The organism is Nesterenkonia natronophila, from assembly GCF_003595215.1.
GTDB classification, from domain to species: domain Bacteria; phylum Actinomycetota; class Actinomycetes; order Actinomycetales; family Micrococcaceae; genus Nesterenkonia; species Nesterenkonia natronophila.
Genome location: NZ_QYZP01000002.1, coordinates 306,799 through 330,351, shown reverse-complemented (window position 1 = coordinate 330,351; position 23,553 = coordinate 306,799). Strand labels below are relative to the sequence as shown.

Annotated in this window: 21 protein-coding genes, 1 tRNA gene and 2 pseudogenes; 12 read left to right on the top strand and 12 right to left on the bottom strand. The window is 59.5% G+C overall.

Translation table 11 applies throughout. The annotated features are described in order from the left end of the window. Window positions 1–36: 36 nt before the first annotated feature. The 4 genes from pdxS to D3250_RS06635 all read left to right on the top strand — a co-directional run bounded on the left by pdxS (window position 37) and on the right by D3250_RS06635 (window position 3,476). Window positions 37–948 (top strand): pyridoxal 5'-phosphate synthase lyase subunit PdxS, encoded by a 912-nt coding sequence (gene pdxS, locus D3250_RS06650; protein WP_119902584.1) that lies wholly within the window; start codon window positions 37–39, stop codon window positions 946–948. Window positions 949–1,069: 121 nt separating this feature from the next. Next, window positions 1,070–1,657 (top strand): pyridoxal 5'-phosphate synthase glutaminase subunit PdxT, encoded by a 588-nt coding sequence (gene pdxT, locus D3250_RS06645; RefSeq protein ID WP_119902583.1) that lies wholly within the window; start codon window positions 1,070–1,072, stop codon window positions 1,655–1,657. A gap of 10 nt (window positions 1,658–1,667) precedes the next feature. Then, window positions 1,668–2,345: a DsbA family protein gene (locus D3250_RS06640; protein WP_119902582.1), complete on the top strand. Its 678-nt coding sequence runs from the start codon at window positions 1,668–1,670 to the stop codon at window positions 2,343–2,345. Window positions 2,346–2,414: 69 nt separating this feature from the next. After that, window positions 2,415–3,476: a variant leucine-rich repeat-containing protein gene (locus D3250_RS06635; protein WP_119902581.1), complete on the top strand. Its 1,062-nt coding sequence runs from the start codon at window positions 2,415–2,417 to the stop codon at window positions 3,474–3,476. Between the two features lie 105 nt (window positions 3,477–3,581). Here the strand turns inward: D3250_RS06635 and D3250_RS06630 are convergent, their stop codons facing one another. From D3250_RS06630 to D3250_RS12195, 10 genes are all read right to left on the bottom strand, one after another. After that, window positions 3,582–4,478, bottom strand: a complete 897-nt coding sequence (locus D3250_RS06630) for an N-acetylglucosamine-6-phosphate deacetylase (RefSeq protein WP_225973191.1) — start codon at window positions 4,476–4,478, stop codon at window positions 3,582–3,584. A 29-nt stretch (window positions 4,479–4,507) separates the two neighbouring features. Further along, complete coding sequence (locus D3250_RS06625; protein WP_119902579.1) at window positions 4,508–5,266, bottom strand: glucosamine-6-phosphate deaminase; 759 nt, start codon at window positions 5,264–5,266, stop codon at window positions 4,508–4,510. Between the two features lie 127 nt (window positions 5,267–5,393). Further along, window positions 5,394–5,711 (bottom strand): hypothetical protein, encoded by a 318-nt coding sequence (locus D3250_RS06620; protein WP_119902578.1) that lies wholly within the window; start codon window positions 5,709–5,711, stop codon window positions 5,394–5,396. Window positions 5,712–5,787: 76 nt separating this feature from the next. After that, window positions 5,788–6,738: a zinc-dependent alcohol dehydrogenase family protein gene (locus tag D3250_RS06615; protein WP_119903025.1), complete on the bottom strand. Its 951-nt coding sequence runs from the start codon at window positions 6,736–6,738 to the stop codon at window positions 5,788–5,790. A 35-nt stretch (window positions 6,739–6,773) separates the two neighbouring features. Then, on the bottom strand, window positions 6,774–7,220 hold the full coding sequence (locus D3250_RS06610) for a hypothetical protein (RefSeq protein ID WP_119902577.1): 447 nt from the start codon (window positions 7,218–7,220) through the stop codon (window positions 6,774–6,776). A gap of 201 nt (window positions 7,221–7,421) precedes the next feature. Beyond that, complete coding sequence (locus D3250_RS06605) at window positions 7,422–7,715, bottom strand: cupin domain-containing protein (RefSeq protein WP_192892587.1); 294 nt, start codon at window positions 7,713–7,715, stop codon at window positions 7,422–7,424. A 201-nt stretch (window positions 7,716–7,916) separates the two neighbouring features. Beyond that, window positions 7,917–9,572 carry an ABC transporter permease gene (locus D3250_RS06600; RefSeq protein ID WP_147383496.1) on the bottom strand — a complete coding sequence of 552 codons (1,656 nt, stop codon included), beginning with the start codon at window positions 9,570–9,572 and terminating at the stop codon, window positions 7,917–7,919. Beyond that, window positions 9,569–10,477 carry an ABC transporter ATP-binding protein gene (locus D3250_RS06595; RefSeq protein WP_119902574.1) on the bottom strand — a complete coding sequence of 303 codons (909 nt, stop codon included), beginning with the start codon at window positions 10,475–10,477 and terminating at the stop codon, window positions 9,569–9,571. The genes D3250_RS06600 and D3250_RS06595 overlap by 4 nt, the downstream gene beginning before the upstream one ends. 37 nt (window positions 10,478–10,514) lie before the next feature. Next, window positions 10,515–10,784, bottom strand: a complete 270-nt coding sequence (locus tag D3250_RS06590) for a TetR/AcrR family transcriptional regulator (RefSeq protein ID WP_119903024.1) — start codon at window positions 10,782–10,784, stop codon at window positions 10,515–10,517. Between the two features lie 415 nt (window positions 10,785–11,199). Next, window positions 11,200–11,427 (bottom strand): tyrosine-type recombinase/integrase, encoded by a 228-nt coding sequence (locus D3250_RS12195; RefSeq protein WP_119902573.1) that lies wholly within the window; start codon window positions 11,425–11,427, stop codon window positions 11,200–11,202. 242 nt (window positions 11,428–11,669) lie between these two features. Here D3250_RS12195 and D3250_RS06580 point away from each other — a divergent pair, with 242 nt between their 5' ends. From D3250_RS06580 to D3250_RS06550, 8 genes and pseudogenes are all read left to right on the top strand, one after another. Next, entirely contained in the window at window positions 11,670–11,861 is a 192-nt protein-coding gene (locus D3250_RS06580; protein ID WP_119902572.1) for a hypothetical protein, read from the top strand. Between the two features lie 466 nt (window positions 11,862–12,327). Then, window positions 12,328–12,474, top strand: a pseudogene (locus D3250_RS12230) (DDE-type integrase/transposase/recombinase); the annotation flags it as partial. Then, complete coding sequence (locus D3250_RS12190; RefSeq protein ID WP_158583089.1) at window positions 12,411–12,710, top strand: restriction system modified-DNA reader domain-containing protein; 300 nt, start codon at window positions 12,411–12,413, stop codon at window positions 12,708–12,710. The pseudogene D3250_RS12230 and the gene D3250_RS12190, both read left to right, overlap by 64 nt. 815 nt (window positions 12,711–13,525) lie before the next feature. Then, a complete protein-coding gene (locus D3250_RS06570; RefSeq protein ID WP_147383495.1) occupies window positions 13,526–14,740 on the top strand; it encodes a hypothetical protein in 1,215 nt (404 codons plus the stop codon). Window positions 14,741–14,911: 171 nt separating this feature from the next. Beyond that, a pseudogene (locus D3250_RS06565) lies at window positions 14,912–16,519 on the top strand (type I restriction-modification system subunit M). After that, the gene (locus D3250_RS06560; RefSeq protein ID WP_119902569.1) at window positions 16,516–17,688 is read left to right on the top strand and encodes a restriction endonuclease subunit S; all 1,173 of its coding nucleotides are present in this window, start codon (window positions 16,516–16,518) and stop codon (window positions 17,686–17,688) included. The pseudogene D3250_RS06565 and the gene D3250_RS06560 overlap by 4 nt, the downstream one beginning before the upstream one ends. After that, window positions 17,685–20,789, top strand: a complete 3,105-nt coding sequence (locus D3250_RS06555) for a type I restriction endonuclease subunit R (RefSeq protein WP_119902568.1) — start codon at window positions 17,685–17,687, stop codon at window positions 20,787–20,789. The genes D3250_RS06560 and D3250_RS06555 overlap by 4 nt, the downstream gene beginning before the upstream one ends. Window positions 20,790–20,949: 160 nt before the next feature. Further along, window positions 20,950–22,128, top strand: a complete 1,179-nt coding sequence (locus D3250_RS06550; RefSeq protein WP_119902567.1) for a PD-(D/E)XK nuclease family protein — start codon at window positions 20,950–20,952, stop codon at window positions 22,126–22,128. A gap of 38 nt (window positions 22,129–22,166) precedes the next feature. On the opposite strand, the gene D3250_RS06545 is transcribed toward D3250_RS06550, so the two are convergent. Together D3250_RS06545 and D3250_RS06540 are read right to left on the bottom strand one after the other, a co-directional pair. Continuing rightward, complete coding sequence (locus D3250_RS06545) at window positions 22,167–22,724, bottom strand: hypothetical protein (RefSeq protein WP_119902566.1); 558 nt, start codon at window positions 22,722–22,724, stop codon at window positions 22,167–22,169. Window positions 22,725–23,430: 706 nt separating this feature from the next. Continuing rightward, window positions 23,431–23,504: transfer RNA gene (locus tag D3250_RS06540), tRNA-Met, on the bottom strand. Window positions 23,505–23,553: the final 49 nt, after the last annotated feature.

The window sequence follows — 23,553 nt, the reverse complement described above, 5'->3', positions numbered from 1 at the left end:
ACTATCAGCTCCCCATTTCTTTGTCCAAGGAGACGAATGACCAGCACGGCCTACAACTATGGAACCCCCTCCACCGGCGCCACCACGGTGAATACCGGACTCGCTCAAATGCTCAAAGGCGGCGTCATCATGGATGTGGTCACCCCTGAGCAGGCCACAATCGCTGAAGAGGCCGGTGCCGTCGCAGTCATGGCCCTGGAACGGGTGCCCGCAGACATCCGCGCCACCGGTGGCGTGTCTCGGATGTCCGACCCGGACCTTATCAAGGGCATCATCGATGCCGTCTCCATCCCGGTGATGGCCAAGGCCCGCATCGGTCACTTTGTAGAGGCGCAGATCCTTGAGCATCTCAAGGTCGACTACATCGATGAGTCGGAGGTCCTCTCCCCTGCCGACTACGTCCACCACATCGACAAGTCCAAGTTCCAGGTCCCCTTCGTGTGCGGTGCGACCAACTTGGGTGAGGCGTTGCGGCGCATCACCGAGGGCGCCTCAATGATCCGTTCCAAGGGCGAGGCCGGTACCGGTGATGTCTCGGAGGCGATGAAGCACATTCGCACCATCAATGCGGAGATCGCACAGCTGCGGTCCATGGCGGAGAACGAGCTCTATGTTGCGGCCAAAGAACTGCAGGCGCCCTACGATCTGGTGCGGCAAGTCGCTCACGAGGGCCGCCTGCCGGTGGTGATGTTCGTCGCCGGCGGTGTCGCCACCCCCGCGGATGCTGCCATGATGATGCAGATGGGCGCAGACGGAGTCTTCGTCGGCTCAGGCATCTTCAAGGCTGGCAATCCGGCGGCCCGCGCTGCGGCCATCGTCAAGGCCACCACCTATTACGACGATCCGGAAGTCATCGCCGATGTCTCCACCGGCCTCGGCGAGGCAATGGTAGGGCTCAACGTCTCAGACCTGCCGGCCCCGCACCGGCTGGCAGAGCGCGGCTGGTAACACCGGAACTGCACCGCTCCGCTAGCTTCTCCACACATCATCAGCACTGTGTTGGGTCATCACCGTCCCATCTCGGCCTGAGAACCCAACAGATCCATGAGACTAACCAGCAGGAGGCTCTTTGGCTCCGAAGATTGGCGTCCTTGCTCTGCAGGGCGCTGTTGCTGAACACGAACGTGCTCTGCGCGACTCCGGGGCTGAGGTTCGCAAAGTCCGTCGGCCCGCCGAGCTCGAGGGTCTCGACGGCTTGGTCGTGCCTGGTGGCGAGTCCACGGCAATGGCTAGGCTGGCCGCACCGGTACAGCTGATGCCAGCCATTCGCCACCGGCTCGACGAGGGCATGGCGGTGTTCGGAACCTGTGCCGGTCTGATCCTTTCGGCAGACAAGGTTTCCGATGCAGAGGCTCTGGTGGGTTTCGAAAGGATCGGCGGCCTCGGCGTTGTCGTTCGCAGGAATGCATACGGCAGCCAGGTGCACTCGTTCGAGGACGACCTTGAAGTTACCGGTCTGGATTCGCCACTGCCTGCGGTGTTCATCCGCGCTCCGGTGATCGAAGAGATCACCTCTCCCAGTGTGGAGGTACTGGCGGAGGCTCATGGTCACCCTGTGGCGGTACGCCATGGAAGAGTTCTCGCTGCCAGCTTTCATCCCGAACTCACCCCGGACTACCGGCTTCACCAACTTTTCACTGACCTGAGTGCTGGGTAAGGTGCGATCGATGCCACGAAATCAGAACCCGTCCCTCCCCGCCGCCGCAGGTACGGCGGCTGTCTTAGCACTGGCTTCCTGTGGGACCTTCGGCGGTGAAACTTCCGAAGCTCAGGACGCCGGCCCGCCAGCCGATGCGCCCTCACTGGCCAATGAGCACGGTGGGTTTCTCCTTACCTCCCCCTCCGAGATCTCTCCTGAGGGCCAATCAGATGCACCGCATGTGCTCATTTTCAGTGATCCCGCGTGCCCCGCATGTGCGCAGATGGAGGCCGCCTTCCACAGCGATCTGGAGCAGTGGTTGACAGATGGGGACATTACCTTGGAATACCGAAGTGTGGCCTTCGTGAGCGACTATTCCAAGGCTGCCACGAATGCATTCGCCTGCATGGCCGAAGAGTCCCCCGAGAACTACTTCTCCTACGTGGGCCAGGTGACGGCGGAGCGCACCGAGGTGGACGAACTGAGCGAGCAGGATCTGGCTGATCGGGCGGAGAGTCACGGGGCTGACATCGGGCAGTGCCTGTCCGATGGGACCTTTGAGGGATTCGTCGACGACACCACCCAGGCAGCCCTGAACGAGGCCGGCATCGAAGGTACCCCCACAGTGCTCATCGATGGAGAGGAAGTCCCAGGAGATGAGTTCATGAACCTCGACCAGCACGTCACAGCCGCGGACAGCGAGTGACGCCCGCCCGGAGGTAACCTCCGCTCATGATGACAGCATTTCTCACGCCAGGTTTGGCATGATGTTCCCATGACTCAGGACCCTGCAGCTCAGGCAGCTGACCCGACCACCTCCCATGCACAGCTGTACGAGTTGGTTCGTGCTCGGCCTGACCTCCGGCCGATCATTGCTGAAAACCCCAACACCTACCCTGAGCTCCGTGAGTGGCTTGCTGGGCTCGGTGAGCCGGAGATCGACGCGGCACTGGCTCGTCGCCACGGGGCCCCAGACAGTGACCACTCCACTCAAGTTCTTCCGACGGACGAATTCGGCGCAGTTCACCATCCGCCTGTCCATCATGCCCCCACCCAGCCTGTGCCCCAGCAGCCCCGACCCGAATTTGACCAGCAAGTGTTCGGCTCTCCAGCTGGCTACGCAGCGGAACAGCAGCCCGCCTATACAGGCCATGCCGCCTACACCCCGGGAGCCGTCACCGACCCGGATGAGGGGGCAACACCTCGCAGAAGGAGGGGAGGAGCGGGTGTCTTGGTCTTCCTCCTTGGGCTGCTCACAGTAGGCGCGCTTGCCGCGACGTATTTCCTGCTGATGGGAAACCCCTTCGGCGACGATGAACCCGCAGCTGGTCAGCCCAACGCCAATGACTCTGCCGAGCAGGACGACGACTCCGAGCAGACTCAGCAGTCCCCACCTGGATCCGAGGATGACCCCGAGCAGTCTCCCGCTCCTGAAGATGATGATGAGGCAGATGACGACCAGCAGGAAGATGATGCAGAGTTCGAGCGGCCAGTTCCGGACGAGGCGCTAAGCATCACAGAGTTTTCCTCGCCCACCGGGAACATCAACTGCCAGCTTGATGCCGATGACCTGCGCTGCACCGTCACAGAGTACAATTTCGACGCACCGGAGGATTGCGAAGGAGGGGTCACGTTCCGGGTTTCCGACCAGGGCCCCGCCACCATCGACTGCAGCAGTTCGGTGTCTTCTCAGACACAGCAGCTGCAGTATGGCGAGCTGACCGGCAACACGGACTTCGCATGCGAGGCCAATGAGATGTTTTTTGAGTGCTGGTCCCAGCGCACCGGTGAGGGCTTCGAGATCGCCCGCGAATACTACGAGTTCACCAGCGAGTGATCCCGATGACCGCCGACGTGTCAGCAGGTGTGGAGCCGATTTTGCCACAGTCGGTGGACTAAGCTCTGCTCGATGCACAGATGACGACGTTCGTCCCGCGCTTCATCAAGGCAGACCCAGAACCCGGGCCGGGGTGGTGCTGGCTGCTGTGACTGCCTCCTCGTGACCAACTCCTGCGGAAATTACGGTGGCCACCGCCTCGTCCATGGTAAGAGTTGAGCCAGCCAGCGTCTCGGTTCCGCTCAGCAGTGGGACCGAATTCTGCACCTCGACGGCGAGGCCACCCAGCTGATATGTGCCGTCTCCCAGCCCAGTGGCGGCCATGGAGTCCGTCACCAGCGCTATCCTGCCCGGGGCTGCGGAGAATAGGGTCTTCACGAGGACAGGGTGCACGTGAACCCCGTCGGCGATGACCTCCAGGGTCACATGCTCTCGTTCTAGGGCAGCGCCTAGCGGTCCCGGTTCGCGGTGTCCGAGACCGGGCATAGCGTTGAACGCGTGAGTCACGAGGGAGGCCCCTAGGTCGAAGGCTGTGGCGGCATCCGTATACGTGGCTTCGGTATGACCTACCGCTACTGACACTCCTGCCTCCGTGAAGCGTCGGACGGCATCTTTGGCCCCAGGTAGCTCTGGGGCCAACGTGATCTGCCGCAGGATTCCCTCACCGGCCTCCAATAGAGTCTCCACCGCGTCAGGGGTGGGGGCGCTGAGCGCTTGGGAATCATGCGCTCCGCAGCGCGCGGCGGCGAGAAAGGGGCCTTCCAGGTGAACCCCGTAAACGGTGACTCCGCTGATTACGGCGGAGGCTGCGAGCACCTCTCGGAGTTCGCGCAGCCGTTGTGCCAACTGCTCCACCGGAGCACTGACCAAGCTCAGCAGCGTTCCTGAGGTGCCATGCTCCCGGTGCACGGCCAGGGCTTGGGCAATGTGAGCCTCTGCAGCGTCGTCGTAGGCGTGGCCTGCTGCGCCATGTGTGTGCAGGTCCAGGTATTCGGCGGCCATAGAGGCGGGCGCCCTTGACCCAGTGTGGCTCATGACGTTCCCGCGGCGCCGTAGCTGCCAGTGCGTCGCAGCTGGGAGGCGGCTGATTCGTCAGCAACCACCGTGAGGTCGGGATGGAGTTGCAAGGCAGAGGCCGGCACTGCAGATGTCACGGGCCCCTCCAATGCAGCCGCGAGCGCCTGAGCTTTCTCCGGGCCATAGGCCAATAGAAGCAGACGCCGCGCCTCTGTGATGGTCCCGATCCCCTGAGTTATGCAGTACGCGGGAACGTCCTCCACAGTGGCGAAAAAACGGGAGTTGGCCTTACGCGTTTCTTCACTCAGCTGGGTGACGCGGCAGCGCGAGTCGAGGGAGGACCCCGGCTCATTGAAGCCAATATGCCCATTTCGGCCGATACCGAGTACCTGGAGGTCTATTCCCCCTGCGGCGCGGATGGCCTGTTCGTACCTCTGCGCCGCCCGTAAGTCTTTCCCGTCATCCCCGGGGACGCGCACCAACTGCGGGTTCAGCCCTAGGGGCCGGGTGATCTGACGGTGTATGACTTCCTTGTAACTCTCCGGATGATCGGCGGGGAGGTCCCAGTACTCGTCAAGTGCGAATGCGCGGACCGCGCTGAGGTCCACCGGTGGTTTGCGGGCGGCCAAAGCCCTCCAAGTGCTCTCCGGAGAGGAACCGGTCGCAACTCCGAGGACGAATCCAGACTCTGTTGCTGCTAGTGCCCTCGCGATCTCCTCCGCGGCCAGATCACCTCCCTGTTCCTGCCCTGTGACAACAAAGAGCCGAGTCATAAGGCATCCTCCGCAACTGTGACCAGAATGAGTCCCCGAACATGGTCTTGCGTCGTGGCCTGACGTGTCTTGCAGGTCCGTCAGCATCTCGGCGGTGCTCGGAGCCGGATCTGGGCGAGTAATACCCTCAGATGTCGTCCTCGTAGGCGGGTCCCCCCTCACCCTCCCAGTTCTGCAGTTGGCGGATCCTGGAAGCTGAGTACTTGCGCCGCACCCCGTATCCGCCGTCATCATCTTCAGCGAAGAAGACGACGCCGTAATCCTCCAACGCCGCCCGCAGCCGCTCATTGGACTCAGCATTCAGCGAGACCCCGCGATGCTCGAAGTCGCGGACCCGCAGAGGATCGAGCGAGGCAGCCTCACCGATCACTTCAGTAGAAACCCGAGTGAGAGCGCGAGCTGCTCGAGCCAGGTCCGGTGTCAGAGGGGCGACATATCGCTTCATTTATCTAGTGTGTCAAACTTCACACTCGCAGGGAACAGCTGGGTGTGGTGCGCTGGGTCAGGTCAGACCACGCAAGTCATGTGGTGGTGACGACAAGCGATCCAGATGTGCGACCTGATCGCAGAGCAGTCATCGCAGCACCTGCCTGTTCGAACCCGTAACGCGTGGTCTCCGGAACGAGGTGCAGAGAATTCACCAGCCGAAGAAAGGCGGCTCCGTCAGCCCGGGTGTTGGCGGTGACGGTGCGTAGGTCGCGCTCGTTGAAGAGATTATGTGAGTACCCCATCTGTGGGATGTCGCTCATGTGAATGCCGGCCAGAACGACAGTTCCGCCGCGGTCGGTCGCCTGGAGTGCGAGCGGGACCAACTCACCGGCAGGAGCAAATACAATCGCTGAATCCAGCGGCTCGGGTGGGATGGCGGTCGCGTGACCGACGAACACAGCACCCATCCCGCGAGCCAGGTCCCTACTTCTCTCACCACGGGTCATGGCATAAATTCGCGCACCTGCGGCCAACGCGAGTTCGGCGGTGATGTGGGCGCTGGAACCGAAGCCGTAGATGCCCAGGCGACCGCCCGGAGGGAGGTTCGCCCGGGTGAGAGCCCGGTAGCCGATGATGCCGGCGCACAGCAACGGCGCCATTGTTGAGGGATCGGCTGCACCGGGGAGCGAATAGGCGAACGCCTCGGGTACTGCGACGTACTCCGCAAACCCCCCGTCGACGTCCCAGCCCGTGTACTGGGAGAAGGGGCATAGATTCTCGCGTCCCTCCCGACACCATCGGCACGCTCCACATGTGCGGTGCAACCAGGCAACGCCGACTCGGTCCCCATGCTTCTTCTCCAGAACGCCCAATCCCGTGCTGACTACCTTCCCTACGACCTGGTGCCCGGGGATCACCCCTAGCCTGTGCACAGGAAGTTCCTGGTCGATGACATGGAGGTCGGTGCGGCAGACGCCGCAAGCTTCGACCTTGACCAGTAACTCATCACTAGCAGGCTCGGGCATCGGACGCTCCGACAGCATAAACTTGCCCGCCTTCCCACTTGTGACCCAGGCTTTCACTGCCGTCCCACCGGACTGGTTGGCGGCCCGATGGAAACCTGGGTTTCGCGGGACAACCTGCTGGTGACTCCCAAGAGGATGAGGACCAGGCTGAGTTGACAGATGCCAGTCGTGAAGTAAACGACTTGCAGCCAGGAGATCGCGGCGATGATGCCGGTCTCAACGAAGATCCAGATGATCATCGCGAATCCTGCTACCGCCGTCCACAACAATGCCGCCTCGCGCCGTAACAAAAGCAAAATAGCCGCAATGACCTGGGTACCACCAACCACCATCAGAAGGATGATTCCTGGCCACAGAAACGAATCGAAGGGTCCATTGACAAGCATTGACCTCGGCATTCCGAGACCACCCGTGGCGAGAAGCGCGACACCACCGGCTATCGCCGTGATCGCGTTGAACATAGTCACGATGACGAGCATCAAGTAGGACAGGGGGCTCATAGACGGTCTCACCGTGGCGCTCACTCCCCACTTGGAGCAATTTCGATTCCGTCCCCATTTGATGACTTACGCGTCCTCCAAGGTAGAGGCGAAGGTCCCATAGGGAATTCACGTCACATGACCATTAGGCATCAGCGGGTGGACTTGTACCCAAGAAAACCACTAGCGCTCAGCAATCGTCCTGCTCAGCACATTAGATCGTTATGAGTCCTGTCCTAGGTGCTCTACCTCAACGAAAACGAGAGTTTGAGACGTGTTCCGATTCTCAACCCGGTGTTCTGAGCCCGCTGGGCGTGTATAACTCTGCCCTTCAACGAGTTCCGCGACGATCTCACTGCCATCAGAGTTTGTTACGTGCATGGTCTGAGTGACAAGGGGGACCACGACGTACTCGTGGTCGTGTCGGTGCATGGGAATCGTTTGTCCAGGCTCAATAGTCCACCGAGTGACACGAAAGAACTCATTCTCGAGCTGGACTTCGCATAAGGGTGGCACCTTGCTCACAATCACTCCTTAGGAGATCTATAGGCCTCCAGGTGAGGCAACACGCAGCAAATCACGGGCCCTAAAGCCATTAATTCTACGGCCCCCAGGAACACCCTGGGATTCATCCACTTTCAACCGGAGGGAATCTATTTCATGATGTAGGTCCACAACCGAACGTCGCGCCTCCGAAGACTGGACTGTGGCCCGGGCTCATATCGTGGACTGGAAGTCCCGTCTGCGGAACGCCACTGCGCCAATGCCAATCAGCAGCACCGCTAGGGCTGTGAGGATGAGCAGGGGCCACCACGTCCACTCTTCCGCCGGGTACTGCGCGGGGTGACCCAGCGGCGTCAAGTTGGCCGTCCATTCCGGCAGATCCAGCAGGGGCCCCAAGTACACAGTGACGAACGAGTAGGCCACCAACGCCCACACCCAGGCTGTGAACTTGGGGGCGATCCCCACGAGCGCAAAGCCAACTGCACTTACCACCCACAGCGCGGGGATGAACCCCGCGGCAGCAACCATGGTTTGACGCATCACCTCGCCGTCCACCACAGCGGCACCAGCCAGGCCAAAACCCAACGCCCCCGCGAGCATCACTACTGTAGTTGTCAGCACCGCACTGGCCACGTAGGCCCCGTAGTAGGTGCGGCGAGGAAGCCCCGCCACAAGCATCGGCTCGGCGCGACCTTCTACTTCCTCACTACGCATACGCTGCGCACTCAAGACGGCCGATGCCGAGGCGAAGACCGCGAGCACCATCATAATTGTCGCCACAAAAGAATCCATTATGGTCGCTCCGCCCGCTTCCGCGAACACGGCGCCCAGTTCTTCGAACTGCTCGATGAAAGACTCCATTTCTGGCAGCACCGAGCCGTAGGTGAGGCCCAAGGCGAACAGGCCCGCACTCCACCCGACCACCATGCCACGCTGCATGCGCATCGCGAACCCAAAAGGGTGGGTAAGTGCTGAAGACGCCGTGGCGGGTGACGGACGCGGCGCACGCAGGCCAGCGCCCACACCACGGCGAGTGCTCAGCATTGCAGCAAGCAAAGCCAGGACGAGCGCACCGATGAGCAGGAACGCGAGCGGCCACCAGCGATCGGTGTGAAACACGTGCGTGGCCTGTCCCCAACCCAGTGGTGAGACCCACGACAGTCCGTTTTCCGCTACGTCACCAGCTGATCGCAGCGCAAAGGCCACTCCCACCACGCCGACCCCCATACCGATCACCCCGCGTGGAAACTCACTGATCTGTACCACCACGAGCGCAACGGAGGCAAAGAACAGGCCAGTCGCAAAGTGCGCGGCGCCGTATAGAAGCGAACCGCTCCAATCGACGGTGTCGGCCCCAGCGCTGCCGAGAGCGAGTGTCACGGTGGCAGCGACGGCGAGATTTGCTGTCGCTACCGCCATATATGCGGCGAATGAGGAGGCGTGACGACCTACTACAGCCGAACGCACCAATTCTGCGCGACCCGTAGCCTCCTCAGTGCGAGTGTGGCGCACGATCAGCATTATGGACATGATGGCGACGGCAATGAGAGTCCACACCAACATTCGCTGGCCCATCATGACGCCCAACGTGTACTCCCCTGGCGCGTAGTTGGGTCCGGTGATCGCGACAATAGCCGGAGAGCTCATTGTCACTTCGATCTGCGCGACTGATTCCGGGTCATCAAAGGAGTCATCGATGGCTGCGAGTGCGGCCATCGACATCAGCGAGATCGACAGCGCCCACACCGGGATGCGAATGCGGTCACGGCGCAGCGCGAACAATAGCAATGTCCGCGTCCCTGCAAATACCGAACTCGAGCGCTTGTCCCCCGACCGCTTTGTCGGAGTGATCCGCCTGGTCGCGGTCATGATGCGCTCGCATTCGAGTCAGCGTCGCTGTAGTGACGGAGCAGCAGCTGTTCGAGCGTCGGCGGCCGGGACACCAGCGACCGAACGTGAAGGGTCGCCAACCGCTTCAGCACAGCGTCTAGGTGATCGGTTTCGACCTCAAAGTGAACCCGAACCTCATCCTGCTCAAACTCGTGGACGCCCTCCATGGCGGCCACATCATCGGCCGGGCTTGCCAAGTGCGCCGTAATGGAGGTGCGTGCCAACTGCTGGAGGTCAGTGAGCGTTCCGGTCTCGACAATATGACCTTGGCGGATAATCGAGACGCGGTCAGCCAGCACCTCAACCTGGGCCAGAATGTGGCTGGAGAGCAACACTGTGCGGCCTTCGTCGCGTGCCTCATGGATCATACTTTGGAAAACGGCCTCCATGAGAGGGTCAAGGCCAGCGGTGGGTTCATCGAGAATCAGCAATTCCACGTCTGCTGCGAGCGCCGCAACTAGCGCGACCTTCTGTCGGTTTCCCTTAGAGTAAGTGCGACCCTTCTTCGTCAGGTCAAGGTCAAATCGCTTCGCAACGTGCTCAACGCGGGCGCGGTCCACTCCGCCGCGCAGTTTGCCCAAGACGTCAATGGCTTGTCCGCCGCTCAAGTTTGGCCACAGCTCAACCTCGCCCGGAACATACGCAAGTCTGCGATGCAGCGCCACTGCCTGGTCCCAGGGATCGGCGCCAAGAACGGTTGCCGTGCCGGAGTCTCCTCTGAGCAGACCCAGCAAGATGCGGATGGCGGTAGTCTTGCCCGCCCCGTTGGGCCCTAGAAAGCCGTGCACCTCGCCTCGTTCCACGGTGAGGCTGAGGTCGGCCAGTGCCTGTACTTTACCGTAGGACTTGTCCAGTCCTTGGACTTGGATCACCGGATTGTCCATGGTTGTTCCTTTCCTGTGCTCTTGAGTAGGCGAGAAGTTACGCATCGGACGCCATCTTCACGACACCTGCGTCGAAGACTCCGTTGGCAAGGAACTGAAAGGCTGCGGTTGCTCGCTGATCATGGCATCGAAACGTCTCTCGCACGACGCGCAGCCTGCCCTTTGAACCAAAGTGGTGAATGATGAGCGCCGCAGAGGTACCCGCGTCTTCAGCGATATCTTCGATGTCGGCGACGGAAAGGCCCGTCGTGGCCAAGCAAGAGATCGCGGCGTTTCGGATGCGTGCGCGAGCGGTGCGGTCGCTCATGGTGTCCACCCCGGACTGTTGTGCCAATGCAACACTGACCGTAATACAGCATACTGAGCTCCATTCAACCGTACAAAGGAATGGCGAAATTCATCAGGGCCTCAAAGGGCGTCCCTGTGCCCAGATCGCTGCATTTCCAGGTGCGGAAGAAGCCGCGACATCCGGAATCCGATGGGCGTGCGGATGTAGTGTGCGTTATTCGCTGCGCAAAAAAGAAAAAGGGCCGCCAACTAAGAAAACTTCTCGTCAGCGGTCCTTACTCGTTGCGAGGGCAAGATTTGAACTTGCGACCTCCGAGTTATAGGTGCCATGTAGATAATTTTGCGTGCTAACTAGAGTTATCGCAGCTCAAGTCGCCATCATATGGTTCTCGCGCGTTATTGGAGATTACTGGTTTTGACCGTAGATTACCCTTCTAGACCGTAGTTCCTTGAGCTCCGCGCTTGCTCCTGTAAGCCGCTCTGGCAGCCCTGGTATCTGTGCGATCGGTGTAGCTGCGCAGGTTAGTCTGCTCGTCGTGGCCAAGCATTGCTGCTACGTCTTCACGGGCCATCCCGGCCTCGATATACCGACTGGTGAGCGTCGTTCTCCACATGTGACTACGTGCGCGCTCCAATAGAGGGATACCCAATTCCTTTGCCATGCCGCTGTACAGCTCAGCGATCAGCAGTCCTGCTCCGCCATTTCCACTACTCGGCCATCGCTTCTGCGGATCAGTGGGCCTCCCGATCAGGGAGCCGCCGTGGACAAGTGCTTCCTCGCGGCGGGCGGGCAGTCAATTGGCCAGTCTCTTGTCCGCGACCGGCGTTCGACGGGTGACGCCCATCCTAGCGATCTCCGCCGGGATCACCACATACAGGTCCCCAGTTGTATCGAGTCCGATTGGTGCTCGATCACCAGTCCGAATACTCTTCCCGCACCGCGGCAGTGGAGGTCATCTCCACGCAGGTCGGTGTCGGTCGTGACACCCTCCGGCGATGGGCGCGTCAACATCAGATCGACCACGGCACCCGCGACGGTGTCACCACCGTCGAGGACACCGAGCTAAAACAGTACGCATGGAGAACCGGCGGCTGAAAGAGACCAACGAGATCCTGCGCAGGGCCTCGATTTTCTTCGCAGGCGGATACTCGACCCCCGCAGCCGCTGATCTTGGCGTTCATAGATGAACTCAGGGGCCACGGTTTCGTTGTCGAGTCGATCTGTCAGATCCTCTCTGCCGAGTGTCTAAAGATCGCAGCGAGAACCTACCGGGCCTGGGCAAGAAGGAACCAACACGTCGCTGCCCGCACGATCACTGATGCTTCGGTGGAGTGCCGCATTCGGGAACTGGCCCTCAATAACCCTTCGCCACGGCAAGACCAAGCTCGCGCCGGTGGGCCTCTTCGGGCGGCAGAAGATGACCGCGCTGACCCGCCGCAGTATTCCGGGTGCCTCCCGGGGCGCAGTCGACCGGGCCATGCGCAACCTGGGGCTGGCCGGAGTACGCCGGGGCAAAGGCATCCTCACCACGATCCCAGCCAAGGACGGGGTCCTCGCCGGAGACTTGTTGAACCGGGACTTCACCGCCGACGCGCCGAATCGTGTATGGGTCGCGGACTTCACCTACGTGCGCACCTGGGCGGGATGGTACTACGTGGCGTTCATCGTCGACGTCTTCGCCCAGCAGATCTTCGGCTGGAACGGCTCCTGAAAGACGGAGACTCTCTGTCGGCTACTCATCGGGACTCTAGGGGCAAAGAAGCAGTGCTGATGCCGGATGGGACGATCGAGCTCGACGGGACGCGGTACAGGTCCCCCTCTGCCGCTGGCCACGCTCTGAGGAGGAAGTCGACGAACGGTTGGTACTTCTGGGCTGTGAATGATGGGCGCCGCATTAAGGACGTCCGCACCGAATTTCAGAGCATCAAGCTTTACGAAAGCTGATCGGTTTCATTGTGCGAGGAATTCTGTGAATGCCCTCGCCGAGGCACATTGTCGGGGGGGGTCGCTAGACTACCGTGCCCGACACAGTGACTTCTCCGAACGGCTGAGTACGGAGTCGGGCGTCCGCTCCAAATACTCGGCCACATACGGCCGGCCTATCCCGCGTACAGCAACCAAAATGCGTGCTTTGCAGAAAGCTCGCAGCAACTTTCGGGCCGGAATGCACCACAATTCGCGTCCACCCACCACTTCTGTGCACCGCTCACAGCATCCAGCAGTGGGTCTTGATGGAGGTTGGTGACCGGGTCAAACACGGAGAGCCGGTGCGGGACCTACTGGCTGTAGTGCAGCGTAGGACCCTGAAGCATTTCAGTGACGAGGTGTTGGCCCAGGAACTGCAGCGTCGGAGTGGCGGCGGTGATGAGCGCTCTTAGCTGAACAGTGGGACTTTGGACTCGACCGATTTCAGGTTCTGAAACCGGCTCCTATGTAGTTGCGCAGTCGGCTGGAATTGCCTTCAGCACAGCGTCTCGCAGCCGCAAGTCCCCTGACCCGAGTCCTGCAACGACCTCGGATAGAGTCACCTCGGTTTGGGAGATCACGCGAAAGCCTTCCTTGCGGGGTGAGTCAGCTACAAAGATTCGTGAGTAATCAGGAGAGGAGACAAGCCCAGGGGTCCAGTTCACTGTAGTCACAGCTGTCGGCCCGAAACGAAGGGTCACATGGGCATCGTCATCACTGGCGCGTCCCAGCTTGACTGACCATTCCCACTGACCCTGCCAATTCGAGGTCAGGCGAAGTCCACGAAGGAAGTGTTGGACTACGGAGACTCACGTATCAAGAATGTCTACCGCAGGTGGAACCCAAACTCGTTCGAAACCACGCTCATCGCCGCTCATCTGCCGAAGACGATGTGTCGGGAGATTCCCGACTACTACCCCATCGTGGATAAACAGACCGCGCAGCCGGTCATCGATACCGCCACTGGCGAACCGAGGATGCGCAGCCGGTGGGTCGCCAAAGACCGGAACGAGGCGATCCGGTACTTCACAGAAGTCCTGACCTACTACACCCGCGAGGTCCTCACAGGTGGTGCCGATGCCATCCACGGGTTCGACATCAACTTCGACGAATCCACCCCACACATCCAGATCATGGCCGACACACTGGCCCCTGACCCCAAACACGAAGGCAAACTCCGCGTCGACGCCGCACGCATGTGGGGAGCTCATCGTGATGTCACCGTCGACAAGATCGACAAAGTCACCGGCCACCCTGTCATAGATGAGAAGACAGGACAGCCGCAACAAGTCATGGAGCAGCCCAAAGCCAAAATGTCGCGCTACCAACAAGGACTCCGAGCGCACATGATCAACCGCGGCTTCCCGGTGGAGAGTGACTACGACCCGGAAAGGCACCTCTCCGGTCTCGGCAAAGACGAATACGCCGAAGTGATGGACACCCGACGCCAGACCCTGGACCAGACAGAGCAGCTCAAGGTCAAAAACGAAGACCTCAAGCAACGGGAGGCATCGGCGGAGGATTACCACGCGAGGCTGGATACATACCGAGACAACCTCACCAAAGAAGACAAGTGGTTGCGTTACGCCTGCGATCAAGTGGACCAGGAGAAATCCCGTGTCGCCTCCCGCTCCAGAGATCTCGACGACAGGGAAGCCGACATCACCCACCGCGATCAGCACGCCGCTGAGAAACTCTCTAAGGCTTCTGCAGAGCTCGAAGCCGCCGCCAGGGCCCGGGCAGCCGCGAAACGTCACCAGGAAACCCTGGAAGAGCGCGAAGAGCGCGTCACGGCCCGCGAGGCAATCGTAAAAGACGTCAACGACTTCCTCGACCGGATGAAGACCCCCGCCAAGGAGACCCTCCGGGAACACTTCGAAACATTCATGCACACCAGGGAGAAAAAGCGGCAGCGGATCAAAGACAAGTACCGCGCCGACGCCAAAGCCAGAACCCACCAAGGAGAACGCTCCGAACCCGACCGGGGCGGCCCGGTACTCGGAGGTTAACTCGCCGTCGAGTCGACAGAGTGGTGATGCAGACGTGCTGAGGATGGGCGCCACCGATGCTGAAAAGGCAGGCACGCCCACCGTGGCTGCCCCGGCGGGTCTCCGGACTGCCCGATAGGCTGAGGTGCAGAAACGTTGGATTGCGTCACACTGCTGAGGAGATCACCGGATATGAGTTCTGTTGCCCCTGAGATCGAGGTGACTGAGACCCGCTTGAACCCCAATCAGCGGGCTGAGCTGCATAAGACCATTTGGCGGATGGCCAATGACCTGCGTGGCTCAGTGGACGGTTGGGACTTCAAGCAGTACGTGCTGGGGATGCTGTTCTACCGTTACATCTCCGAGAACCTCACCGAATACCTCAACGAGCAGGAGCGCACAGCCGCCGACGGGGACCCGGATTTCGACTACGCGCAGCTGAGCAACCAGGACGCCGAATTCGGACGCGAAACCACCGTGGACGATAAAGGTTTCTTCATCCTCCCCTCAGACCTCTTCATCAACGTCCGCCAGCATGCCCGCCATGATGAGAACCTCAACGAGACCCTCGCCCAGGTCTTCCGCAATATTGAAGGCTCCGCGGTGGGGCACCAGTCGGAGTACGACCTCAAAGGACTCTTCGACGACCTCGACGTCAACAGCGCCAAGCTTGGCAACAGTGTCATCAAGCGCAACGAGAAACTGGTCAAACTGCTCGAAGCAATCGGGGACCTGAACCTGGGCCGGTTCGCCGATAACAGCATCGACGCCTTCGGCGACGCCTACGAATACCTCATGGCGATGTACGCCTCCCAAGCCGGCAAATCAGGTGGCGAGTACTTCACCCCGCAAGAAGTCTCCGAACTGCTGGCGAGAATCACCATTGCCGGCAAAACAGAAGTGAACAAGGTCTATGACCCGGCTTGCGGGTCAGGGTCTCTGCTGCTGCAGTTCGCCAAGATCCTCGGCAAAGACAAGGTCCACCAGGGTTTCTATGGTCAGGAGATCAACCTGACCACCTACAACCTGGCCCGGATCAACATGTTCCTCCACGACATCAACTACGAGAAGTTCGATATCGCCCACGGCGACACCCTCACCGACCCCCACCATATGGACGATGAACCGTTCGAGGCGATCGTGTCCAACCCTCCCTACTCCACCAAATGGGAGGGGGATGCGAATCCGCTGCTGATCGATGACCCCCGCTTCTCCCCCGCCGGGGTGCTGGCTCCAAAGTCCAAGGCCGACCTCGCCTTCACCATGCACATCCTGTCGTGGTTGGCAGTCAATGGCACCGCCGCCATCGTCGAATTCCCCGGGGTGCTCTACCGCGGCGGGGCCGAACAGAAGATCCGCAAGTACCTGGTCGATAACAACTACGTCGACACCGTCATCCAACTGCCACCAGACTTGTTCTTCGGCACAAGCATAGGCACCTGCATCATCGTGCTGAAAAAATCCAGACACGACAACAGCATCCTTTTCGTCGACGCCTCCGCAGGGTTCGAACGCCAAGGCAACAAGAACCGACTCACCCCAGACCACCGACAGAAAATCTTCGCAACTGTCACCGCCCGGAAGGACGTCGAGCACTTCGCCACCCTGGTCGAGAACACCCAGATCGCAGACAACGACTACAACATCGCGGTCAGCTCCTACGTCGAAGCCTAAGACACCCGCGAAGAAATCGACATCAAAGCCCTCAACGCTGAAATTGAGCGCATCGTCGCCCGACAAACTCAGCTTCGCCAAGAAATCGACGAAATCGTCGCCGACCTAGAAGGCCAGCCGCGATGAGCCGCATCGACGAACTGATCGGGGTTCTGTGTCCGGACGGAGTTCCTTATAGGAGTATCGGCGAAATATGTCAAGTGTCCGCCGGAGCGACCCCCTCCAAGGCTGAAACTGAGTACTGGGCAGGTGGAACTATCCCCTGGCTAAGCTCCGGCGAAGTGAATAAGGGAACGATCTACGAAGCCGATACCTACATCACTCAGGCTGGGTACGACTCCTGCAGTACGAAGATGATCTCGTCGGGCGCCGTAGTGATGGCACTGGCGGGGCAAGGCAAGACGCGAGGCACTGTTGCCCGAACACGTGTTGCATGTTGCACGAACCAGTCGCTGGCATCGATCGTCCCGAGTGGTGATGTTACGGGGGATTTTCTTTACTTCTATCTAACAACGCAGTACTCGCGGTTACGGGATGTTTCGTCTGGAGACGGCACACGCGGCGGCCTAAATTTGGCAATGATCCGGGCATATCGGGTCCCCGTTCCTCCTGTCGAGGTTCAGGACGAGATCGTGCGGATCCTCGATACGTTCAGCGCCCTGACAGCGGAGCTGGAGGCGGAGCTGGAAGCGGAGCTGGAAGCCCGCCGCACCCAATACGAACACTACCGCGAACAATTGCTCATCGTACCGGATTCCGCCTCTTGGGTCACTCTCGGTGAACTTTGCAAAATTGAGACAGGCAAGCTAAACGCGAATGCAGCTGTGGAAGATGGTGAATACGCTTTCTTCACTACCGCCCAGGAAATCTCGCGCATAGACCGATATCGATGGAATTCTGAGGCCTTGCTCATTGCAGGAAACGCGAATGTTGGCGCCGTAAAGCACTACGCCGGGAAGTTCGAGGCCTACCAAAGAACATACGTTTTGACGCAGTTCTCGGACCTTGTTGACGTTAGATTTCTCTTCTATGTCTTGAAGGCTGGCCTGCAGCGCTACCTGGAAGGGCGCACTAATCGTGCAGCAATGACCTACATCGTTCTAGGAACTCTGCGTGACCTGCCAGTTCCGGTTTTGCCTACCGCAGAACAGCGCCGGATCGTTAGAGTCTTAGACAGGTTCGATGTGCTCGTTGACGACCTCACTTCCGGTCTTCCTGCGGAGATTGAGGCGCGGCGGAAGCAGTATGAGTATTACCGTCATCGCTTGTTGAGTTTTGGGGAGGCCCCGGCGTGAGGGCTTCGGGCTCTGTGGTGCGGTATGACCCGATTGCGGTCACTCGGGAGTCGACCGTGGTGGCGGAGTATGAGGCTCCGGTGCGTTCGGCGGCTGATTACCAGTCTGAGCAGCAGTTGGAGGACACATTCATCGCTCAGCTGCAGGACCAGGCCTATGAGCGACTCACCATCACCAGCGATGCCGACCTGGTGGCGAACCTCCGGTCTCAGCTGGAGGCGTTGAACAAGGTCTCGTTCACTGATGCGGAGTGGGAGCGGTTCTTTAAGACCAGTGTTTCGAGTGCTACTGAGGGCATTGTGGAGAAGGCTCGGCGGCTCCACGAGAAGCGTGGGATTGAGTTGCTGGAACGCGATGACGGTACTCAGAAGAACATTCGTCTCCTGGACATCTCAAATATTCACAACAATCGGCTCCAGGTGCTCAACCAGTACGAGGCCGAGGGGGCGTATTCGAATCGGTATGACGTGACGGTGTTGGTCAATGGGCTACCGATGGTCCACGTTGAGCTGAAGCGTCGTGGGGTGGATATTCGGGAGGCGTTCAACCAGATCAGCCGATATCAGCGGGATTCGTTCTGGGCCGGGTCTGGGTTGTTTGAGTATGTGCAGCTGTTCGTGATCAGTAACGGCACGCTGACGAAGTATTACTCCAACACTGTCCGGGATGGGCACCTGCATGCGGCCAGAGCCTCGGGGAGGTCTCGGAAGCAGACGTCGAACTCCTATGCGTTCACCTCCTGGTGGGCTGATGCGAACAACAAGGCGATCACGGACCTGGTGGGGTTCACGAAGACGTTCTTCGCTAAGCACACGCTGTTGAATATCCTCACGAAGTATTGCGTGTTCGACGTGGATCAGAATCTGTTGGTGATGCGGCCCTACCAGATCGTCGCGGCTGAGCGGATTCTACGTCGGATCGAAACCGCCTCGAACTATAAGCGTTACGGTACCGTGGCCGCTGGTGGGTATATCTGGCACACCACCGGGTCGGGGAAGACCCTGACCAGCTTCAAAGCCGCCCAGCTGGCGTCGAAGCTGGAGACGGTGGAGAAGGTGCTGTTCGTGGTGGACCGCAAGGATCTGGATTATCAGACCCAGCGGGAGTATGACCGGTTCGAAAAAGGTGCCGTCGACGGCACGGAGAACACTGCCCATTTGAGGCAGCGGATGCAGGACCCGACCTCCAAGATCGTTGTGACCACGATCCAGAAGCTCTCCCGGTTTATTGAGCAGAACCCGAAGCACCCGGCGTTCGGTCAGCATGTGGTGTTGATCTTTGATGAGTGTCACCGGTCCCAGTTCGGAGGCATGCACACCGCCATCACCAAGAGCTTCAAGAAGTATCACCTCTTCGGGTTCACCGGCACCCCGATCTTTGCTGATAATTCCTCCGGGGGTGGGAACCCGCAGCTGAAGACCACGGAGCAGGCCTTCGGGGAGAAGCTGCACACCTACACCGTGGTCGATGCTGTCGGGGATAAGAACGTGTTGCCGTTCCGGATTGATTACATCAACACCATCGCGGTGAAGCCCGGGGGCGGAGACAGTGAGGTCTCCGCTATCGACACCGAGGCCGCGCTGATGCACCCGACCCGTATCCGCGGTGTGGTCGACTATGTGTTGGAGCACTTCGATCAGAAGACCAAACGCGACGCTCAGACGTACCGGTTCCGGCAAGTCAGCAATGTGGAAGCTGTCGTACGGGGTAAAGGTCGAGTGCAGGAAGACCGCAGGGACACCGCGCTGCGTGGCTTCAACTCGCTGTTTGCTGCCTCCAGCATCCAAGCGGCGAAACAGTACTACAACACCTTCGGCAAGGCACAGTTGGAACGGCAAGCTGAGAACCCCAGCTATCAGCCGCTGAAGATCGGTATTATCTACAGCTTCGCGCCCAACGAAGCCCAACCCGACGGGCTTCTGCCAGAGGAACGCTTCGACCCCACCGAGCTGGACACTGACTCCCGCACCTTCTTAGAGGACGCGATTCAGGATTACAATGACATGTTTTCCACCAGCTGGGACACCACTAGCGAGGGCTTCCAGGGCTATTACAAGGACTTCTCCGCCCGGTTGAAGAACCGCGAGCTGGACATGGCAGTAGTGGTCAACATGTTCCTCACCGGCTTCGACGCCACCACTCTGAACACCCTGTGGGTGGATAAGAACCTGCGGTATCACGGGCTTGTGCAGGCCTACTCGCGGACCAACCGGATCCTGAACTCGGTGAAGACCTACGGCAACATCGTAAGCTTCCGCGACCTCAAGCAAGCCACCGACGACGCCCTAGCCCTCTTCGGCAACAAAGACGCCGGCGGCGTCGTACTCCTGAAACCGTATGCAGAGTACTTGGAGGAGTTCTCCAACACACTGGAGGAGCTGCGCACGAAGTACCCCGACCCGACGGAGATACCCGCCAGCGAGGAAGCTCAGAAAGACCTGATCAGGTTGCAGGGCAAGATCATGAGGCTGCGCAACATCCTGACCAGCTTCGATGACTTCGCTGCTGATAACCCGCTGCCCGACGCTGAGTTTCAGGACCGGAAGAGCGTCTATTTGGAACTGCACCGGCAGTACCGGGAAGCAGCTGAGGGCGAGAAAGCCCAGATTCATGAGGACGTGGTCTTCGAGATCGAACTCGCCCGCCAAGATGAGGTCAATGTCGATTACATCCTCATGCTGGTGGATAAGAAACGCCACGCTGGCGGAGACGAAGACAAAGAAATCCGAGCCGATATTGAACGCTCCGTCGATGCCAGCCCCAGCCTGCGGAACAAGAAAGACCTCATCCTGCAGTTCGTGGACAAAGTCTCCATCACCGGTACGGTCGAGGATGAGTGGCGCTCCTACATCGAACAGAAGCGTACTGAGGAGCTGCACACTCTCATTGACGAAGAGAATCTCAAGCCCGAGGAGACCGAGTCGCTGGTCGCTGATGCCTTCCGCGACGGGGCTGTCCCCGCGGTCGGCACACGGATCAACACGCTCTTCGCCCAACGCAGCTCACGATTCTCCCGGGCCAACACCCACGGAGCAAAGAAGCAGACCGTCATTGACAAGCTCAACACCTACTTTGAACGGTTCAAAGGTCTCAGCGAATAAGTGGGTTTTGAACCGTACTGGGTTTGGTTCCGTCCTTGACGTGACTCTCCAAGAAACCCAGGGACGTTCAGTAGTAACCCGGGGCAGGCAGTTTGATAAGCGGAGAGTCGACGTGAGGCCAAGCGAGACCGTAGGGCTCGCACCTAGATAGGCTGGTTCTATGTCTGCAGACCAAAGGTCAGTGACCGATTTTGTCACGAGGCTGCTGCCTGGGCTGTCACGAAGCTTGGCGGAGGAGTTCAACGTCTTCCGAGTGATGCATCACGGCACTCACGAGAAACAGCTCTCCAATGTCTTCGCCTGGCTGATGCGAGAAGACGCCACCCATGAGCTAGGGGATGTTTTCCAGCGGATCTTTCTTTCACGAGTCAACGGAGCTCTATCGCAGGAGCGAAAGCTCCCAGCCACCGGCTACCGAGTCTTCCAAGAGGTCCAGACCGAAAGTGATGAGCAGTCAGGCATGGATATCGCCGACCTGCTCCTTGTCCGCAGTGATGCCGCCCTGGCCATCGAGAATTACGGAACCTCTGACGGCCACGGGCATGACTATTACCGCTATCTCGCCCATGCTGCCGGGGACCGGCGCAGGGCCGTGGTCGTCCTTCTGTGTATGCGACATATGCCCCATCTTCTGAAGGATGGGTGGGAACAGGCGGTCGTCGTCACCTACTCCGAACTCCTCAGCGATCTGAAGAACTATGTGGCGCGAGATCGGTCCTGGCGTGGCAGGCACCCTGAGCAACACTTCTTTCTCCAACAGATGTTTCACCAATTCGTGGAAGGACCAGCAGCAGTGAATCTCGACGATCAGCTCGCTTTCATCAAGATCATGTGTGAGACCGGAGAGTCATCCCGCTACGGGGCCTCCCGACGCGATCGTGCAGCCGAGGAGTTTGCCGACATCGTGGCTGAACATGCTCGCCGGCAATTCGAGGAGGGCCGCAGAACCCTCCGCCAGGTGAAAGCCTCACTGCGGGATTTCGCCCGGACACAGCTGCTGGACCAGGTCAATAAAGCGTTGGGGGTGGACCATTTCGATCGCGTGACCTCGAATTGGCAGGGTCAGTGGGAATGGTCAGTCAAACTGGGACGCGCCAGTGATGACGATGCCCATGTGACCCTTCGTTTCGGGCCGACAGCTGTGACTACAGTGGACTGGACCCCTGGGCTTGTCTCCACTCCTGATTACTCACGAATCTTTGTCGCTGACTCACCCCGCAAGGAAGGCTTCCGCGTGATCTCCCAAACCGAGGTGACTCTATCCGAAGCCATAGCCGGACTTGGGCCAGATGACTTGCGGCTGCGAGACGCTGTGCTGAAGGCAATCCCAGCTGACTGAGCAACTACATAGGAGCCGGTCGACCAGACGACTCAATCTCAAGCCCCAGGTGATCCGCTTCTGCTCCTCAGGCTCATTAGAGAGGAGTATGCGTTCATACCGGTATAACCGGTGCATAAGTTTGGCGACTGAACGTTAGAGTCGCCATCTTGCACCGACGTTCCACTGTCTATACCAGCTGAAGGCAAGTCTGGGCCTCCCACTTTCACGAATAACGCACAGACTTTCAAGGCGGAGACCGCAATGTCAGTTCCCTCAGCGACGTCAATGACCATGATCCTGGGACCCTCAACGGCTGCGTTGAGCACCCAGTTGTGCACGAACCCGTCGGCAGCAACCGTAGGCTCCACACAATGCAAACCAACCGTCAGACCCTCAGTAGGATTATGCTGGGCGTCGGCTTTGATGGGGTTCTTCATCAGTTTCAGCCCCCACGTGTTCGCAAGCGCCTGCGCCTGCATAGCTCGGAGAACCGGATCCTCACCGAAGATAATGATTGAGGCACCCCCGAGGGTGCGAACCTTCTTATCGAGGTCAACGCTCAGGTGCTCAGTGTCGTAGTTGGGACCGTAAACTCTGATGTCTCGATCAGACATGACCGGTTTCCTCTCTCATGCGTACTGGCAGTTAGGTCAGTTTTTCTTTCGCCCTCCCGCCTCGCATCCATGCGAGGTCAAACCAACACCCGATCATCGAGGAACGTAATTAACACATGCCGTTTCACGCCTTAGATCGCCCCCTGTCGGCCACAGAGATGGCGTAGGTGAACCACAACGACACAGTCAGCAGGTGGGAGACACCGACTAGCAATCGACAGTAGATAACCAGGCAGTGGACGCTTTAGGGTTATAGGAACAACAGTGTGTACAAGATGGCGCTAGAGGCTTGATATAGCGCCGACGTGGGGGTTGAACATGCCCTGAGAGCATGTTCAGTGACTAATCCTCGCAATCATCCGGTCTGTGGTGTATGCGCCACGAAGCTGGCTACTCAACACCCTCACGGAACACCCACACGACCCCTGGTCACTAGCTCAACGCCACTGGCAGCAGACTGTCGAAACCTCGAGCGTAACTGTCCCCCAGGAAGAATCTCAGGGCCCAGAGACCAACGGCACCGAAGCCATCGCTGAAGCAGGACTATAGGCCCGCAAAGGCTGGGCCGGACAACCCTGACACACCCGAGACACACACACTCTTGTTCCTATAACCCTAGAGCTTGGTCTAGAGCTTGGATGACTCTTGAAGGCAAAGAAAAAGGGCCGCTGTTCTAGGAAAACTCCTAGTCAGCGGCCCTTCATCGTTGCGGGGGCAAGATTTGAACTTGCGACCTCCGGGTTATGAGCCCGGCGAGCTACCGAACTGCTCCACCCCGCGTTGGGCTTCCCGTTTCCGGGACTTGTTTATCTTACATGCAGGCGAACCC